The organism is Flavobacterium acetivorans (assembly GCF_020911885.1).
Taxonomy (GTDB): Bacteria; Bacteroidota; Bacteroidia; order Flavobacteriales; family Flavobacteriaceae; genus Flavobacterium; species Flavobacterium acetivorans.
Genome location: NZ_CP087132.1, coordinates 3,128,272 through 3,146,021 on the forward strand (window position 1 = coordinate 3,128,272; position 17,750 = coordinate 3,146,021).

Annotated in this window: 17 protein-coding genes; 16 read left to right on the forward strand and 1 reads right to left on the reverse strand. The window is 36.5% G+C overall.

The features are described 5' to 3' along the window. Positions 1–16: 16 nt before the first annotated feature. The 14 genes from LNP19_RS13555 to argH all read left to right on the forward strand — a co-directional run bounded on the left by LNP19_RS13555 (position 17) and on the right by argH (position 13,420). Complete coding sequence (locus LNP19_RS13555) at positions 17–514, forward strand: helix-turn-helix transcriptional regulator (RefSeq protein WP_230062431.1); 498 nt, start codon at positions 17–19, stop codon at positions 512–514. Beyond that, positions 514–1,161: a nucleotidyl transferase AbiEii/AbiGii toxin family protein gene (locus LNP19_RS13560; RefSeq protein ID WP_230062432.1), complete on the forward strand. Its 648-nt coding sequence runs from the start codon at positions 514–516 to the stop codon at positions 1,159–1,161. The genes LNP19_RS13555 and LNP19_RS13560 overlap by 1 nt, the downstream gene beginning before the upstream one ends. Before the next feature lie 30 nt (positions 1,162–1,191). Beyond that, the gene (locus LNP19_RS13565) at positions 1,192–1,299 is read left to right on the forward strand and encodes a type II toxin-antitoxin system HigB family toxin (protein ID WP_230064243.1); all 108 of its coding nucleotides are present in this window, start codon (positions 1,192–1,194) and stop codon (positions 1,297–1,299) included. Between the two features lie 44 nt (positions 1,300–1,343). Beyond that, entirely contained in the window at positions 1,344–1,700 is a 357-nt protein-coding gene (locus LNP19_RS13570) for a helix-turn-helix domain-containing protein (protein ID WP_230062433.1), read from the forward strand. A gap of 711 nt (positions 1,701–2,411) precedes the next feature. Further along, positions 2,412–3,029 carry a GNAT family N-acetyltransferase gene (locus LNP19_RS13575; RefSeq protein WP_230062434.1) on the forward strand — a complete coding sequence of 206 codons (618 nt, stop codon included), beginning with the start codon at positions 2,412–2,414 and terminating at the stop codon, positions 3,027–3,029. 83 nt (positions 3,030–3,112) lie between these two features. Further along, positions 3,113–4,306 (forward strand): argininosuccinate synthase, encoded by a 1,194-nt coding sequence (locus tag LNP19_RS13580; protein ID WP_230062435.1) that lies wholly within the window; start codon positions 3,113–3,115, stop codon positions 4,304–4,306. A 174-nt stretch (positions 4,307–4,480) separates the two neighbouring features. Then, positions 4,481–5,458, forward strand: a complete 978-nt coding sequence (gene argC / locus LNP19_RS13585) for an N-acetyl-gamma-glutamyl-phosphate reductase (protein ID WP_230062436.1) — start codon at positions 4,481–4,483, stop codon at positions 5,456–5,458. Between the two features lie 98 nt (positions 5,459–5,556). Beyond that, positions 5,557–6,696, forward strand: coding sequence for an aspartate aminotransferase family protein (locus tag LNP19_RS13590; protein WP_230062437.1), 1,140 nt, complete (start codon positions 5,557–5,559; stop codon positions 6,694–6,696). Positions 6,697–6,812: 116 nt separating this feature from the next. Further along, positions 6,813–8,009: a glutamate-5-semialdehyde dehydrogenase gene (locus tag LNP19_RS13595; protein WP_230062438.1), complete on the forward strand. Its 1,197-nt coding sequence runs from the start codon at positions 6,813–6,815 to the stop codon at positions 8,007–8,009. Between the two features lie 198 nt (positions 8,010–8,207). Next, a complete protein-coding gene (gene proB, locus LNP19_RS13600) occupies positions 8,208–8,969 on the forward strand; it encodes a glutamate 5-kinase (protein ID WP_230062439.1) in 762 nt (253 codons plus the stop codon). A 94-nt stretch (positions 8,970–9,063) separates the two neighbouring features. Beyond that, positions 9,064–10,056 (forward strand): N-acetylornithine carbamoyltransferase, encoded by a 993-nt coding sequence (locus tag LNP19_RS13605; RefSeq protein WP_230062440.1) that lies wholly within the window; start codon positions 9,064–9,066, stop codon positions 10,054–10,056. Further along, a complete protein-coding gene (argB, locus tag LNP19_RS13610; protein WP_230062441.1) occupies positions 10,057–10,860 on the forward strand; it encodes an acetylglutamate kinase in 804 nt (267 codons plus the stop codon). It begins immediately after the preceding gene. Between the two features lie 88 nt (positions 10,861–10,948). After that, positions 10,949–12,019, forward strand: a complete 1,071-nt coding sequence (locus tag LNP19_RS13615) for a M20 family metallo-hydrolase (protein ID WP_230062442.1) — start codon at positions 10,949–10,951, stop codon at positions 12,017–12,019. A gap of 120 nt (positions 12,020–12,139) precedes the next feature. Continuing rightward, positions 12,140–13,420 (forward strand): argininosuccinate lyase, encoded by a 1,281-nt coding sequence (gene argH / locus LNP19_RS13620; protein ID WP_230062443.1) that lies wholly within the window; start codon positions 12,140–12,142, stop codon positions 13,418–13,420. A 70-nt stretch (positions 13,421–13,490) separates the two neighbouring features. Here the strand turns inward: argH and ytxJ are convergent, their stop codons facing one another. Continuing rightward, positions 13,491–13,880 (reverse strand): bacillithiol system redox-active protein YtxJ, encoded by a 390-nt coding sequence (ytxJ, locus tag LNP19_RS13625; RefSeq protein ID WP_230062444.1) that lies wholly within the window; start codon positions 13,878–13,880, stop codon positions 13,491–13,493. A gap of 143 nt (positions 13,881–14,023) precedes the next feature. On the opposite strand from ytxJ, the gene clpB reads away from it, so the two are divergent. Both clpB and LNP19_RS13635 read left to right on the forward strand, forming a co-directional pair. After that, positions 14,024–16,627 (forward strand): ATP-dependent chaperone ClpB, encoded by a 2,604-nt coding sequence (gene clpB, locus LNP19_RS13630; protein WP_230062445.1) that lies wholly within the window; start codon positions 14,024–14,026, stop codon positions 16,625–16,627. A gap of 206 nt (positions 16,628–16,833) precedes the next feature. Then, positions 16,834–17,721 (forward strand): carbon-nitrogen hydrolase, encoded by an 888-nt coding sequence (locus LNP19_RS13635; protein WP_230062446.1) that lies wholly within the window; start codon positions 16,834–16,836, stop codon positions 17,719–17,721. Positions 17,722–17,750 lie beyond the last annotated feature (29 nt).

The window sequence follows — 17,750 nt, forward strand, 5'->3', positions numbered from 1 at the left end:
TGTTTATATTTGTATTATGAATACATTAATAGAAAAATACAAAGGTATCCACCCTGGAATAATATTGGAACGCTTACTTAAGAAAAAAGCGATTTCACAGCGTCCTTTTGCCCTTTCTATTGGTGAACATCCGCAAACATTAAATGCAATTACTAAAGGCAAAAGGAAACTCAATGTAGCGCTGGCTTTGAAAATTGAAGAAAAATTAAGTTTAGAAGAAGGATCTCTTGCACTTTTACAAACTTATTTTGATATCAACGACGAAAAAAGCAAAACAAAGCAAAATACTCCAGATCTAACTCTTTTAAGGAAATCTTTATTTTGGGATACAGACATTTCTAAAATTGATTGGCAAAAACAAAGTATAGCCGTTATTAAACGGGTATTTGAGCGTGGTAATGCTATTGAAATAGAAGAAATTAAACGTTTCTATAAAAGTGATCAAATAAAAAAAGTACTTGATCAAACAGTTCGTAAACCATACACTATTTATAAAAATAAAGAAAATACATAATGCTATATTATAATACTGTAAACGATTTATTGAAAAACAGTTTAATAAAATTAATGCAATCTGATGTATTCAATGATTTTAGGCTTGTTGGCGGTACAGCATTGAGTTTACAAATAGGTCACAGAGAATCGATTGATATTGATCTATTTAGTGATTCAGAATATGGAACACTAGATTTTAATTCGATTGAAAACTATTTAAAAGCAAACTTTGAATATGTAGATTTTTTGAATACAATTCCAGCAATGGGAAAATCCTATTTTATTGGAGAAAATAAACAAAATACGGTTAAGTTAGATGTATATTATACTGATACTTATATCCAACCTTATATTGAAGTTGAAGGTGTTAGAATGGCAACAATTGAGGAAATTATTGCAATGAAAATAGATGTTGTACAACGAGGAGGAAGAAAAAAAGACTTTTGGGATTTACATGATTTATTACAATCATACAATATCAATCAAATGTTAGATTTACACAAGCAAAGATACCCCTACACACATGATAGAGATTTAATAATCAAGAATTTCACATCCTTTCAACAAGCTGATGAAGATTTTAATCCTATTTGTTTCAAAGGCAAATATTGGGAATTTATCAAAGAAGATTTTGAAGAAATCATTAATGATTTTAAAAAGGCGTAATTTCTTTTTGACACCTTTAATATAGTTTTTCTGTCAGGAAATGATTTTAGACTAGTTGTTTCATTCAACTTTAGACGAAAAACCTGTTATTCCATTTGGTTTGGCACACACAAAGAATATGATAAAATTGATGTTTAAACTATTGAATTTGACGAAAAATCATAATATTTAAAACTGGAAAAATGAACTGGAAAGTAATAAAAACAGAAGCAGAACATAAGATAGCCGTAAAGCGTGCAATGGAAATATTTCACGCAGAACCCGACACGCCCGAAGATGACGAACTAGGTGTTTTACTTATTCTGATAAAAGACTTTGAAGATAAAAATTATCCTATGCCCGAACTCGATGCCTTGGAAGTTATCAAAATAAAAATGCAACAAATGGGAATGAAAAACAAAGATTTAGAACCAATTATTGGGAGTAAAGGACACGTATCAGCAATACTATCTGGCAAACGTGAAATGACCTTAAAGATAGCTCAAAAGCTTAAAAACTATTTTGGTATTCCAGCAGAAGCCTTCTTAAATGGTGCGTAAAACAGGTTTATGTTTATTAAAATCACACTTATAAAATAAATATTGTTATTTTTAATAACAATAACTACTCTCATTTTAACTAAAACGGTACTCCTTTTGTACACCTCTACCCTACTAACCCCTTATAAATAAAGAAAAGCTAGATATTGCATCGGGAAGTAATATCGAAGAAGCCTACCGTAAAATAGGCAGAGTATACTATTTTAGGTTCTCAGAAACTTAAGCTATGCTATTCTGATTCGAGGTTAGTATAGCAAATAAAGAGTGACAAATCTCTAAGAGAATTGAATTGTTACAACAATAAAATTGCAACAAAACATTAATTTTTTGTTACAAACAAAAAAAAGTCTATTGTGTTTCAAAAATATGTGTACTTTTGCACCAATGAATAATACAAGTTTACATATAACTTCTATCTCACGGAAAAACACGACATCTACTTCACCCGAAGTACGGATACTATCTCTATAGTACCCAAATTGTGATTCGTTCTATTTTATTCATTTTTCATTTTTCTTATTTTGAAATTTCAATTGTTATCCTTTGGATTAACTTATCCTAAAAGCAATATTTCATATTATTTATTTACAAACACATTAAGCTGTTTTACAATAACTTATAAGCTATTTTTCTCATTTAATTGGAGTAACTTTAGCTTTTCAAGTAGCCCATTATATCACTTACTTTTTAACTCAAAATTCAGTTCTTGAAATGAATATCTCTATTATTATAGCTCAGGAAGAACATTTTAAGTATGCACAAATTATTTGTGATACTATAGAAACATCTGCCTTATTGAGAGGAACCGGAATTGCTAAAAGAACTCCTGAATACATCCAGAAAAAAATGGAAAACCAGGATGCCATTATAGCATTGGATAACGGAAAATTTGCCGGTTTTTGTTATATCGAAAGTTGGCAAGACCATAATTATGTTGCACACTCAGGACTAATTGTACATCCCGATTATAGAAATTTAGGCTTAGCCAAACAAATCAAATCAAAAGTATTTGACTATTCTCTGAAAAAATATCCAAATGCCAAAGTATTTGGGATCACTACCGGTCTGGCGGTGATGAAAATAAATTCTGAACTGGGATACAAACCCGTTCCGTTTTCTGAACTCACTTCCGATCCTAGTTTCTGGAAAGGATGCCAAACCTGTACGAATTATGAAATTCTAAAAAGCAAAGACAACAAGATGTGCTTATGTACCGGCATGCTTTATGATCCTAAAGAAAAGCCAAAAACACCTCCGAAGCACCCTTTCAATGTTAGGATTTGGAACCGTTTAAAAAAGATCAAACAAGCACTTTTCTTAGAGAAGTAATAGAAAATAAAACAAAAAATATAATCTGCTAAAAGCTAATCCGTATAAAAACAAATAGCCAATAGCCCATAATAGATCAAAAAATGAAAAAAGTAGTATTAGCTTATAGTGGAGGTTTAGACACCTCATATTGCCTTAAATATTTAAAAAATGAAAAAGGATATGAAGTTCACACTGTATTAATCAATACAGGAGGATTTGACGATGAAGAATTAAAAGCAATAGAAGACAGAGCCTACGAATTAGGAAGCGCTAAACATGCCAACCTGACTATTTTAGATAAATATTACGACAAGGCCATCAAATATTTGATTTATGGCAATGTATTAAAAAACAACACCTACCCTTTATCAGTAAGTGCCGAGCGTGTTTTTCAGGCCATAGAAGCCATAAAATACGCCAAATCTGTTGGTGCCACAGCCATTGCTCACGGAAGTACAGGCGCAGGAAACGACCAAATCCGTTTTGATTTGATTTTCCAAACTATTGCTCCCGAAATCGAAATCATCACTCCTATTCGTGACTTGAAATTATCCAGACAAGAAGAAGTAGATTATTTGGCTAAAAACGGAGTTCATTATTCTTGGGAAAAAGCACAATATTCGATTAACAAAGGGCTTTGGGGAACCAGTGTAGGAGGAAAAGAAACTCTAACTTCCGGACAACCTTTACCTAGCGAGGCCTACCCTTCTCAATTAACAAAAGAAGGCGAAGAAAAAGTGACTTTGGAATTCAAAAAAGGAGAATTAATTGCCGTAAACGGCGTGAGTGACAAACCTTCTAACAACATTGTTGCTTTAGAAAAATTGGCCAGTGCTTACGCCATTGGTAGAGACATTCACGTAGGTGATACTATTATCGGGATTAAAGGAAGAGTTGGTTTTGAAGCCGCTGCTCCAATAATCATCATCAAAGCACACCATTTGCTGGAGAAACACACTCTTGGAAAATGGCAGCAATACTGGAAAGAACAACTAGGAAACTGGTACGGAATGTTATTCCACGAAGGACAATTCTTAGATCCGGTGATGAGAAACATTGAAACTTTCCTTGAAGACACTCAAAAAACAGTAAACGGAACCGTAACTGTTTCATTAAAACCTTACCACTTCTCGTTAGACGGAATTGAATCTCCGAATGATTTGATGAATACCGGTTTTGGTCAATATGGCGAAATGAATAATGCTTGGACATCTGACGATGCCAAAGGATTTATCAAAATTTTAGGGAATGCTCAAAACATATTTTCATCTGTGAATAATGAAACTTACGAGTAAAAAGGTTTTACCGCAAAGTTCGCTAAGAAGACACAAAGCACACTAAGCTTTGTGAACTTTGAGCCTTCTTTGAGTTCTTTGTGGTTAATATTTTATTTCTTATAAAAAATTAAGTAATTAAAAGACATTTAGCTTAATGAAACTTAATTTCTTAATGGTTTAAAACAAACGATTATGATTACTATTGGAATAATTGGCGGTTCAGGCTACACAGCGGGGGAATTAATCAGAATTCTGATGTTTCACCCGAATACAAAATTAGATTTTATATATAGCACTACGAATGCCGGAAAACCGCTTTCGGTAGCACACCACGATTTGTTGGGCGACATCGAGATGAATTTTACCGACACGGTGAATCCTAACGTAGATGTGGTCTTCTTGTGTTTAGGTCACGGAAAATCAATTTCTTTCTTAGAGAACAACAAATTCTCTGACGCCACAAAAATCATCGATTTAGGGAACGATTTCCGTTTGACCAAAGACAAAGATTTTGAAGGAAAAACTTTTGTTTACGGATTGCCCGAACTGAATAAATCCAGCATCAAAAAAGCCCAATACATTGCCAACCCCGGCTGTTTTGCAACTGCTATTCAATTAGCCTTGTTGCCGCTTGCTGCAAATGGTTTATTGAATGAAGATGTGCATATCAATGCCACAACCGGAAGTACCGGTGCCGGAGTTAGCCTTTCGGAAACTTCGCATTTCAGCTGGAGAAACAACAATATGTCGCATTACAAGGCTTTTGACCATCAACATTTAGGAGAAATCAACCAAAGTTTGAATCAATTGCAAGAAGATTACACTAACGAATTGATTTTTATCCCAAACAGAGGTGATTTTCCAAGAGGAATTTTTGCCACTTTATATACCAAGTCAGAAGAAAGTCTAGAAGATTTGGTTGCCAAATACGAAGCTTTTTACGCTGACCAACCATTTGTGACAGTGACCACTACCAACATCAACATGAAGCAAGTAGTACAAACCAACAAATGCATCATCAGTTTAATGAAAAAAGGAAACCGGGTTTTAATAACTTCTGTTATTGATAATTTACTCAAAGGCGCCTCTGGTCAAGCCGTTCAAAACATGAATTTGATGTTTGGACTAGAAGAAACCATAGGATTGCATTTGAAACCATCTGGATTTTAAAAAAGATTAATATTAGAAGAAAGAAACAAGAAGAAAGATTATAGACTAAGTCTTACCTCTTTTATCTTGTCTCTTTCCTCTTTCAAAAAACTAAAAAAATGAACTTATTTGACGTTTACCCTCTATACAATATTACTCCTGTAAAAGCACTAGATTGCACGATTACGGACAACAACGAAGTAGAATATTTAGACTTATACTCCGGACATGGCGTGATCTCTATTGGACACACTCAGCCGGATTACGTTGCTAAATTGAAAGACCAATTAGACAACATCAGTTTTTATTCCAATGCCATTCAAAATCCATTGCAAATTGAATTAGCAGAGAAATTAGGCAAACTTTCCGGTTTAACTGATTACAGCTTGTTTTTGTGTAGTTCTGGGGCTGAAGCCAACGAAAATGCATTAAAATTAGCTTCTTTCCATAACGGAAAATCCAGAATTGTGGCTTTTGACAATTCTTTCCACGGAAGAACTTCGGCAGCAGTTGCAGCAACGGACAACAAGAAAATCGTTGCTCCCTTAAACGCCCAACAAGAAGTAACATTTTTACCATTAAACAATATTGATTTAGTAGAAGCCGAATTGCAAAAAGGCGATGTTTGCTGCGTTATCATCGAAGGAATCCAGGGTGTTGGCGGATTGGACGAAGGAACAACTGAATTTTTTCAAGCTTTGGAAAAAGTTTGTAAAACTTATGAAGCCGTATTGATTTTAGACGAGGTACAATCCGGATATGGAAGAAGCGGTAAATTCTTTGCTTTTCAACATCATGGAATCAATCCTGATGTCATTACAACAGCAAAAGGAATGGGTAATGGTTTCCCTATAGGCGGCGTTATTATTTCACCTAAATTCAAAGCAAGCCACGGATTACTAGGAACCACTTTTGGCGGAAGCCACTTAGCTTGTGCTGCCGGAATTGCTGTTTTGGATGTGATCGAAAATCAAAAATTAATCGACAATGTAAATACGGTTTCAGCATACTTTTTTGAAGCCATCAAACAAATTCCGGAAATCAGAAAGGTAAAAGGAAAAGGATTAATGCTGGGAGTTGAATTTGAATTTGATGTTGCCGCGCTTAGAAAAAAGATGATTGTCGAGAAGCATATTTTTACCGGAAGTGCCAATAACAAAAATCTATTAAGAATACTTCCACCACTGACTATCAATAAAGAAGGCATCGATACTTTCATCTTTGCTTTAAAGGAATCTTTGATTGAATTAAAACAATAATTCAACTAATTTACAGTTTATAAAAATTAATTCAAGCCCTAAAACGATGTCCAAACCAACTTAGATATTTTATGGTTTGAATTAATTTCATCAGCCAACCACTAACCAAAAAAACCATGAACCAATTATTAGCCATAGAAAAACGAAACGCTGTCCTGAACCTAATGGCTTTTCTTTTGGAACAAGAAAGAAAAAGTATTCAAGTCATCAATCAGCAAGACCTTTCTAACTATGTTGGCGATGATTTAGCTATGGAAAAACGATTGTTGGTTGATGATGCCAAGATTGACGCGATGATTCTTTCCTTGCAGCAATTAAGTAATCAGGAAGACCCTGTGGGGAAACTGCGTTTTGATTTCACCCATGAAAACGGAATGAAAATCCACAATAAAACGGCCGCTTTTGGTACTATTTTAATCATCTATGAATCCAGACCTGATGTCACTGTGGAAGCAGGCGGAATCGCTTTTAAATCAGGAAACAAAATCCTTTTGAAAGGCGGTAAAGAATCCTTACTCTCTAATCAAAAGATTGTGAGTTTGTGGCATCAAGCACTGACTGATAATGGAATTTCTAATTCCTGGGTAGAATATTTGAATTATGACAGAATTGAAACACAGGCTTTTCTGGAAAAACCAACACAAAAAGTAGATTTAATCGTTCCTCGTGGTGGTGAAAACCTGATTAATTTTGTCAAAAAACACGCAACTTGTCCCGTAATCGTAAGCGGACGAGGGAACAACTTTGTGTACGTAAATGCAGAAGCTGATTTAGACCAGGCACTTGCTATTATTATCAACGGAAAAACCTCAAACATATCGGTTTGTAATGCTTTGGATAAAGTTTTAATTGACACTAATTTACCCAACTGGGAAGCTTTTGCCAGCAAAATCATTAGCGCATTACAACAACAAAAAGTCACTGTTTTAGGCGATGAAAATATTTCAAAAGCAACAAATGTTCCGCAGATAGAGTCGGACTTGATTTGGTACGAAGAATTTTTAGATTATAAGATTGTCATTGGAACAGTCAATTCAACCCAAGAAGCGATTGACAAAATCAACAAATATTGTGGCGGCCATTCGGCTTCCATAATTACAAAAAACAATATTGTGGCACAAGAATTCATGGAGAATGTGGATACGGCAGCCGTTTATCAAAATGCCTCTACTCGCTTTACAGATGGCGGCCAATTTGGCTTAGGAGGCGAATTAGCGATAAGTACAGACAAATTACATCAAAGAGGACCAATAGGGCTCCAACATTTAGTTACAAATAAGTGGTATATTTATGGTGACGGACAGCTTAGATAGCAGTTGGCAGTGTTCAGTTGTCAGTTCGATTGCAGTCGAGAACAAATTAATGATTATTGATTTTAGATTACTGAATTAAAGAAAGAAAAGAAAAAGTAAAGATTTAAAGATTGAGACAAAGCACTACGAACTTTGCATTTTTAAACATTTCTATTATTAAAAACTTTGCGCCCTTTGCGGTTAAAAAGAAAGCATAAAATGAGTAAGAAAAGAATATTATTAAAACTGGGAAGCAATACCTTAACAAAGGAAACTAATTTTATTTCGAGAGGAAAAATCGAAGATATCGGTATCCAAATAGCAGCGCTCAAGGACGATTATGAGTTCGTAATTGTGAGCTCTGGCGCCATTGCTGCGGCAAAACAATTTGTAAAACTGGAAAGTCAGGATCAAGAAGTTTTTGTCAAACAAGCACTGGCCTCTATTGGTCAACCTCAATTGATGCGGATTTACCAAGAGAATTTCAGTGATTTGGGCTTACTCACTTCACAATGTTTATTATCCTATTCTGATTTTGAGAAAGAACAATCTAGAATCAATATTGTAAACACGATTAATGTATTGGTCAAAAACGATTATATCCCAATCATTAATGAAAATGATACGGTGGCAACGGACGAAATCCAGTTTGGCGACAACGACAAATTAGCTGCTTTAACAGCCGTTTTATTGAATGCAGACCTATTAATTATTGCAACCAATACCAATGGAATTTACACCAAATCGACTATAAACAATAAAACCCCTGAAACAATTCCTGTGGTAAGTGATCTGGGATCTTTGCAAAAAGAAATTGGTGATTCTAAGTCCTCACATGGAACTGGAGGAATGCAATCTAAAATTGAAGCTTCGGCTATTGCCAAAGAAGCCAATATAGAGACTTGGATTGTAAATGGTTTAGAAGATCATTTTATTTTGAAAGCATTAAAAAACGAAATTTCATTTACAAAGATTGTATAAATGTTGATCCGGTTAATCGTTAATTCGGTTAATCGACTCAACATCACGAGCAAAGTAAATTGACGAAATAAAGAACTGATTAAACAACAAAACAATGAACTATACAGCAATAAAAGACATTGATTCACTCGAAACATGGGTGAAACAAGCGTTAAAAATCAAAAAAAATCCGCTTAAAAATAAAAAGCTAGGAAAAAACAAAACATTAGTAATGTTGTTTTTCAATTCCAGTTTAAGAACGCGTTTGAGTACTCAAAAGGCAGCCATCAATTTAGGAATGAACGTGATGGTCATGAACTTTGGCAGCGAGGGTTGGACACTTGAATATGAAGATGGAGCTATAATGAATCAAGGCGCTTCAGAGCACATCAAAGAAGCTGCAGCAGTAGTTTCTCAATATGCTGATATTATTGCCATTAGAGCATTTGCCGGATTAGTAGACAAAGAAAAAGACAATGCCGAAACGGTGATGGCTGGTTTTCTAAAACACGCTACTGTGCCTATTGTAAATATGGAAAGCTGTACCGGTCACCCATTACAATCTTTGGCAGATGCTATCACAATGGAAGAACACAAAACCAAGCACAAACCTAAAGTAGTTTTAACTTGGGCACCACATCCAAGAGCTTTGCCTCAGGCGGTTCCAAACTCTTTTGTAGAAATGATGCAAAAGCAGGAGGAGATGGATTTTGTAATTACACATCCTGAAGGTTACGAGCTTAATCCTGAAATCACCAAGGATTCTAAAATTGAATACGATCAAAACAAGGCGTTTGAAAATGCCGATTTTATCTATGCCAAAAACTGGAGTAATTATAAACAATACGGACAAATTACCAATTCTGACCCAAACTGGACGGTTACTGCAGAGAAAATGGCCTTGACTAACAATGCTAAATTCATGCACTGTTTGCCCGTAAGACGTAATGTAATTGTTACCGATGAAGTTATTGACAGCGAAAACTCGATCGTCATTCAACAAGCGAACAACAGAACCTATGCCGCTCAACTCGTATTGCAAAAAATATTGAAAAATAGTTCAGCATCCCTAGAAAAAAGCAAATCGAAAGCTAAAAAAGACAAATAAATGAATTCAGAAGCCAAAAGCCCAAAGCTACAAGCCATCTCTATCATAAAAATTGGCGGAAACATCATTGACGATCCTGCCGAATTGAAACAATTTTTAAGTGATTTTTCACAAATTGAAGGGCATAAGATATTGGTTCACGGCGGAGGAAAGTCCGCAACCAAAATGGCTCAAAGTATTGGATTAACGCCGCAAATGATTGATGGACGCCGCATTACCGATGCCGCCATGCTGGATGTAGCGGTGATGATTTATGCCGGTCAAATCAACAAAAATATTGTTGCTCAATTACAGGCTCAGGATACCAATGCAATGGGATTTTCAGGTGCAGACGGCAATTTAATCCAATCGGACAAAAGAAACCACCCCACCATTGATTATGGCTTTGTAGGAGATGTAAAGAAAATAAATACTGGCCTTCTGGAAACATTAGTCTCAAATGGAATTGTTCCTGTGTTTTGCGCCATTACGCACGACAAACAAGGGCAGTTATTAAACACCAATGCAGACACCATTGCCAGTGAATTAGCAATAGCGCTATCGACAATTTTTGAAGTGACTTTGAACTATTGTTTTGAAAAACCCGGAGTATTATTCGATTCAGAAGACGATTCTTCAGTAATTGCAACAATTGACACTGTCTTGTATTCAAAATTGAAAGAGGAGAAAGCCATTCACTCTGGAATGATTCCAAAACTCGACAACTGTTTTAACAGCCTTTCCCAAGGAGTTCAAAAAATCCGAATAGGCCATCATCGGATGTTGCAAAATAAAAATACAGTTTGCACAACGATACAACTATAAACTATTAAACACGAATTCCTCTACTTTTACATTTTTAATTCAATAAAATAATTCGTGTCTTTGTGCTTTAGTAGCAAAAAAAGAATAAATGAAAAACATAGAAACTCTAACACAAGAAGCCATTTCGCTATTAAAAGCGCTGATTGAAACCCCTTCCTTTTCAAGCGAAGAAGACCAAACGGCTCTTTTGATCGAAAACTGGTTCCATCAAAACGAAATTCCATTCAACAGAGAAAACAATAATGTTTGGGCTTTCAATAAACATTTTGACAAAGCTAAACCTACACTTTTACTCAATTCTCACCACGATACCGTTAAACCCAATCAGGCGTACACCAATGATCCTTTTAAAGCGATTGTAAAAGACGGTAAATTATTCGGCCTCGGTAGCAATGATGCCGGAGGTTGTCTGGTTTCCTTATTGGCTACTTTTGTTCATTTCTATGCTCATGAAAACTTGCCTTACAATATTGTAATCGTAGCTTCAGCCGAAGAAGAAAGCAGCGGTAAAAACGGACTAAACAGCGTGTTGCAACACTTACCGGTCTTGGATTGTGCCATCGTAGGCGAACCTACTTTGATGCAATTGGCTATAGCCGAAAAAGGACTGTTGGTATTAGACGTAAAAGTAAAAGGAACTGCCAGTCACGCAGCACATCAAAACGATGACAACTCAATATACAATGCGATCCCGGTGATGCAATGGTTCAAAACCTTTGAATTTGATAAAATATCAGAGCAATTAGGTCCTGTAAAAATGACCGTAACCCAGATCAGTGCCGGAAAACAACACAATGTAGTTCCATCAGAATGTGATTTAGTAATTGACATTCGAGTGAATGATTGCTATTCTAATCCTGAAATTTTAGCCATTGTCAAAAAACATGTAGCAGCCCAGATAACACCCCGTTCCATGCACTTAAACGCCTCTTCCATTCCTGCAACCCACGGTTTGGTTCAAGCTGGAATTGCCTTGGGAAGAACAACCTATGGCTCACCTACCCTTTCAGACCAATCGGTTTTGAGCTGTCAATCCTTAAAATTAGGGCCTGGTGAAACCCTGAGGTCGCATTCGGCTAATGAATTCATATATTTACATGAAATAGAAGAAGGAATCCAATTATATATCAAAATACTGACTGATTTTTTCAAACAATAAAATAATTAGGAGCTAATCCCGCTATATGCTATATCTCTTGTGGCGAACTCCGCCACAAGAGGATGCCGCTACTATCGGGGCTAAAAATAGAAATGGAAACATTTCATAAAACATCAAGATATGAAACTTTGGGAAAAAGGAATACCTACCGATAAGCAAATTGAGCAATTTACCGTAGGAAATGACAGAGAATTGGATTTGGTATTGGCAAAATATGATGCACTGGGCTCCATTGCTCACGCCAAAATGCTGGGACAAATAGGCCTTCTAACCGATTCTGAAACCATTTCACTGGTTTTGGCTTTGGAAGATATTATTTCTGATATCGAGAAAGACAAATTTGAAATTGAAGACAGCTTTGAAGACGTTCATTCTAAAATTGAATATTTACTAACAGCAAAACTAGGCGATGCCGGTAAAAAAATTCATACTGCACGTTCTCGCAATGACCAAGTATTAGTTGATGTTAATTTGTACCTCAAAGACGTCGTAAAAGACTTTAAAGCACAGGTTAAAATCCTTTTTGACCTAATGATGGAATCGGCAGAGAAACACCAAAATGTACTATTACCGGGCTATACGCATTTGCAAATTGCCATGCCTTCCTCTTTCGGAATGTGGTTCTCTGCTTATGCTGAAACCTTAATTGACGACATAACGATGCTAAATGCAGCACTCAAAGTAGTCGATCAAAATCCGTTGGGTTCCGCAGCGGGCTACGGAAGTTCGTTTCCTATCAATAGGACTTTCACCACAAAAGAATTAGGCTTCGAAACACTAAAATACAATGCCGTTGCCGCACAGATGAGCCGTGGAAAATCCGAAAAAACAGTAGCTTTTGCGATGAGCAGTGTGGCTGCTACCCTATCGAAGTTTTCTATGGATGTGTGTTTGTATATGAGTCAGAACTTTGATTTCATCAGCTTACCCGCTCATCTTACAACAGGTTCCAGCATCATGCCACACAAGAAAAACCCAGATGTTTTTGAGTTGATCCGTGGGAAATGCAACAAAATCCAAGCCTTACCTTACGAAATAACCTTAATTACAAACAATTTGCCTAGTGGCTACCACAGGGATTTACAATTATTGAAAGAAGGATTATTTCCAGCGATTCAAAACTTGAAAGCCTGTCTGGATATTGCGATTTTCTCTATCAAGGACATCAAAGTAAAAGACGAAATTCTAGCCGATAAAAAATACAATTACCTGTTTACTGTTGATACTTTAAACGAAATGGTAGTTGCAGGAATGCCTTTTAGAGATGCGTATAAAGCGGTAGCCGAACAATTAGAAAACGGCACTTACAAATCTCCCAAAGAAACCAAACACACCCATGAAGGAAGTATTAATAACCTTTGTTTGGCTGAGATTAAAGAAAAGATGAAATTGGCCTACTAAAATACAAACTTAAAATGCTAAAAAATCCATTCTTTAAATGAATGGATTTTTTTTAAATAACATTCATTGCTTATACAATTGATTTCAACTCCTCAGCGTCAATATCACTGTGAGAAGCATTATAAACCGCCTTTCCTTCCTTAATTAATACTAATTGAGGCGATTGATGTTGTACCCCAAAACGAATGGCAATTTCATCAGAAACATCACGATACGCTATTAAATCCAAAAAATAAGCTGTAACTTTATCTGATAAATCAAACTCTTTTTCAAATTGTCTCAAAGCCATTCTACTCACACTACAACGCGTACTATGTTTGAAGATAGCAACTGGTTTTTCATGCGATAAAGATATAATTTCGTTTAGCTGTCCCAAATCAGTCAAATTAATCCAATTGATTTTAGTATTAGAATCGTTTTGGTTTTCTGAACCGTTAAAAATATTTGTAAAAAAACTCATAATTGTCTTAATTTAAGTCATTTTGTCTTGGTTTAATGATAAAAATCATATAAAACAAGTCATTTTGTCCGTAATTTTAATATGGAATATATATTGAATATTCATTCGCAAAGTTAGCTAAATAACACAAACAATATAAAATCATGAATATAAATAAATTTACTATTAAATCACAAGAGGCAATCCAGGCGTCTCAACAGCTGGCTCAAAGTTTAGGGCAACAACAAATAGAGAATGAACACGTTTTTAAATCGATATTCGAAGTCGATGAAAATGTAGCGCCTTTTATTTTGAAAAAACTCAATGTTAATGTGCCTTTATTTCTTCAGATTTTAGACAGCACCATTCAGAGTTTTCCTAAAGTTTCCGGCGGCGAAATTATGTTGTCAAGATCAGCAAATTCAGCTTTGAATGAGGCTGAAATTATCGCCAAAAAAATGAATGATGAATATGTTTCTATCGAACATTTAATATTGGCTATTTTTGATTCGAAAAGTAAAGTAGCCCAAATATTAAAAGACCAGGGAGTTACATCAAAAGGTCTTAAGGCTGCTATTGAAGAATTGAGAAAAGGCGAAAGAGTCACCTCAGCCTCAGCCGAAGAAACCTATAATTCACTAAACAAATATGCTAAAAACCTCAACGAATTAGCCAAATCAGGAAAACTGGATCCCGTAATTGGCCGTGATGAGGAAATCAGGAGAGTTTTACAAATACTAACTCGACGAACAAAAAACAACCCAATGCTCGTGGGAGAACCCGGAGTAGGTAAAACCGCTATTGCCGAAGGATTGGCACATCGAATCGTGGATGGTGACGTCCCTGAAAATCTGAAAAATAAAATTGTTTACTCCCTTGATATGGGAGCACTTATTGCGGGTGCCAAATACAAAGGAGAATTTGAGGAACGATTAAAAGCCGTGGTTAAAGAAGTTACTTCTGCCGAAGGTGATATTGTACTATTTATTGACGAAATTCACACCCTTGTGGGTGCTGGAGGTGGCGAGGGCGCTATGGATGCCGCAAATATTTTGAAACCGGCCTTAGCTCGTGGAGAGTTAAGAGCCATTGGGGCAACCACCTTGGACGAATACCAAAAATATTTCGAAAAAGACAAGGCACTTGAACGTCGTTTCCAAAAAATAATGATTGAAGAACCCGATACTGAAAGTGCCATTTCGATCCTGCGTGGTATCAAGGAAAAATATGAAACTCACCATAAAGTACAAATCAAGGATGAAGCCATTATTGCAGCGGTAGAACTTTCTCAACGTTATATAAGCAACCGTTTTCTACCGGATAAAGCGATTGATTTAATGGACGAGGCAGCTTCTAAAATTCGTATGGAGATCAATTCGAAACCAGAAGAATTGGATGTCTTGGATCGAAAAGTGATGCAACTGGAAATTGAAATCGAAGCCATCAAAAGAGAAAAAGACGAAAGCAAGCTCAAAATTTTGGGAATGGATTTGGCCAATCTGAAAGAAGATCGAAACAAAATATTCGCCAAATGGAAGTCCGAGAAAGACGTAGTCGATACTATTCAGGCAGTAAAAACGGAAATAGAGGATTTCAAATACGAGGCTGAACGCGCCGAGCGTGACGGAGACTATGGAAAAGTAGCCGAAATCCGTTACGGAAAAATCAAGGAAGCCCAAGAACGTTTGGATGCTTTAACGAAGCAATTACAGGAAAACCAATCCGGAACCTCTCTGATAAAAGAAGAAGTAACCCGCGAAGACATTGCCGAAGTGGTTGCCAAATGGACCGGAATACCCGTAATGAAAATGCTACAAGGAGAACGCGAAAAACTCTTGCATCTGGAAGAAGAGCTGCATCGCCGTGTGGTAGGTCAGGAAGAAGCCATCGAAGCCGTGAGTGATGCGGTTCGCAGAAGCCGTGCGGGATTGCAGGATATGAAAAAACCGGTAGGAACCTTCCTTTTTCTGGGAACAACTGGTGTGGGTAAAACCGAATTGGCAAAAGCCTTGGCCGAATACTTATTCGATGACGAAAACGCCATGACCCGTATCGATATGAGTGAATACCAAGAGCGCCACAGTGTAAGCCGATTAGTAGGTGCGCCTCCGGGATATGTGGGCTATGATGAAGGTGGGCAATTGACCGAAGCCGTGCGCAGAAAACCCTATTCTGTAATCTTACTCGATGAAATCGAAAAAGCCCATCCGGACACCTTTAATATTCTTTTACAGGTCTTGGATGAAGGACGTTTGACCGATAACAAAGGGCGTTTGGCTGACTTTAAAAATACGATTATCATCATGACTTCGAATATGGGAAGTCAGATTATTCAGGATAAATTCGAGAACCTAAAAGGAAGCATGGAAGCAGCAACAGAAGCAGCGAAAGTCGAAGTCCTAGGCTTATTGAAACAAACGGTGCGTCCTGAATTTATCAATCGTATCGATGAAATCGTAATGTTCACACCTTTAAGCAGTGAAAATATCACTAAAATTGTGAGCCTGCAACTGAAAAACGTGACTAAAATGTTGGCCCTACAAGGTATTACCATGGATGCTACACCAGAAGCTATTGCGTACTTATCCGAAAAAGGATTTGACCCGCAATTTGGAGCCAGACCGGTAAAAAGAGTGATACAAAGAGACGTCTTAAATAAATTGTCTAAAGAAATTCTAGCGGCTAATATCGCCACAGATAGCATTATTCTGCTGGATGCCTTTGACGGCGAATTGGTTTTTAGAAATCAGACGGAAATCACAGAATAAATAGTAGGATTAGATAGAAAACACCAGTCTAAAGGCTGGTGTTTTTTTTAGGAACATAACTATAGATTTTTGCTAAAAAACCAATCGATGGATTCAATAAAAGATGGCATACGAAAATCATCAACATAAAAGAACAACATTTTTCCCTAGCCCCCATTTTCTACTCATTATAAAATTACCTATTTTTGCAATCTAAAATTTTAGTCATGCCAAACAAGAAATACAAAATAGCGGTTATTCAATTGAACCTAAATGACGTTGCAGAAAACAATCTAAAAAAATGTTTAAGCTGGGTTCGTGATGCAGCTAAGCTTGGTGCCGAGGTGATCTCGTTACCGGAATTATACAGCAGTCATTATTTTTGCCAAAGTGAAGACGTAGACAATTTTGCCTTGGCAGAGCCATTATACAGTACTTCTTTTATTGCTTTTAGCGCTTTGGCAAAAGAATTAGGCGTGGTTATCATCGTTCCTTTCTTCGAAAAAAGAATGGCAGGAATCTATCACAATAGTGCTTACATCATTGATACCGATGGAACCGAAGCGGGATTGTATCGCAAAATGCACATTCCGGATGATCCTCATTTCTATGAAAAATTCTATTTTACACCGGGAGATTTGGGTTTCAAAACCATTCCTACTCAAAAAGGAAAAATCGGAACATTAATCTGTTGGGACCAATGGTATCCTGAAGCAGCTCGTTTGACTGCTCTACAAGGGGCTGAAGTTTTATTTTACCCAACAGCAATTGGTTGGCATCCGCAAGAAAAAGAGCAATATGGTGAGAACCAATATGGTGCTTGGATGAACGTAATGAAAGGACATGCAGTTGCTAACGGCGTTTATGTCGCTGCTGCAAACAGAATTGGTTTAGAACAATATTTACCGGATACAGCCGGAATTGAATTCTGGGGAGCTTCGTTTATTGCGGGACCGCAAGGCGAAATTTTGGCGCAAGCCTCACACGATAAGGAAGAGATCTTGATTGCTGAGGTAGACCTGGATTTACAGGAAAATGTGCGTCAGAACTGGCCGTTCTTCAGAGACAGACGAATTGATGCTTTTGGAGATATCACTAAAAGAGCAATCGACTAATTTCATTTTATATAAATGCAAAAAAGCTA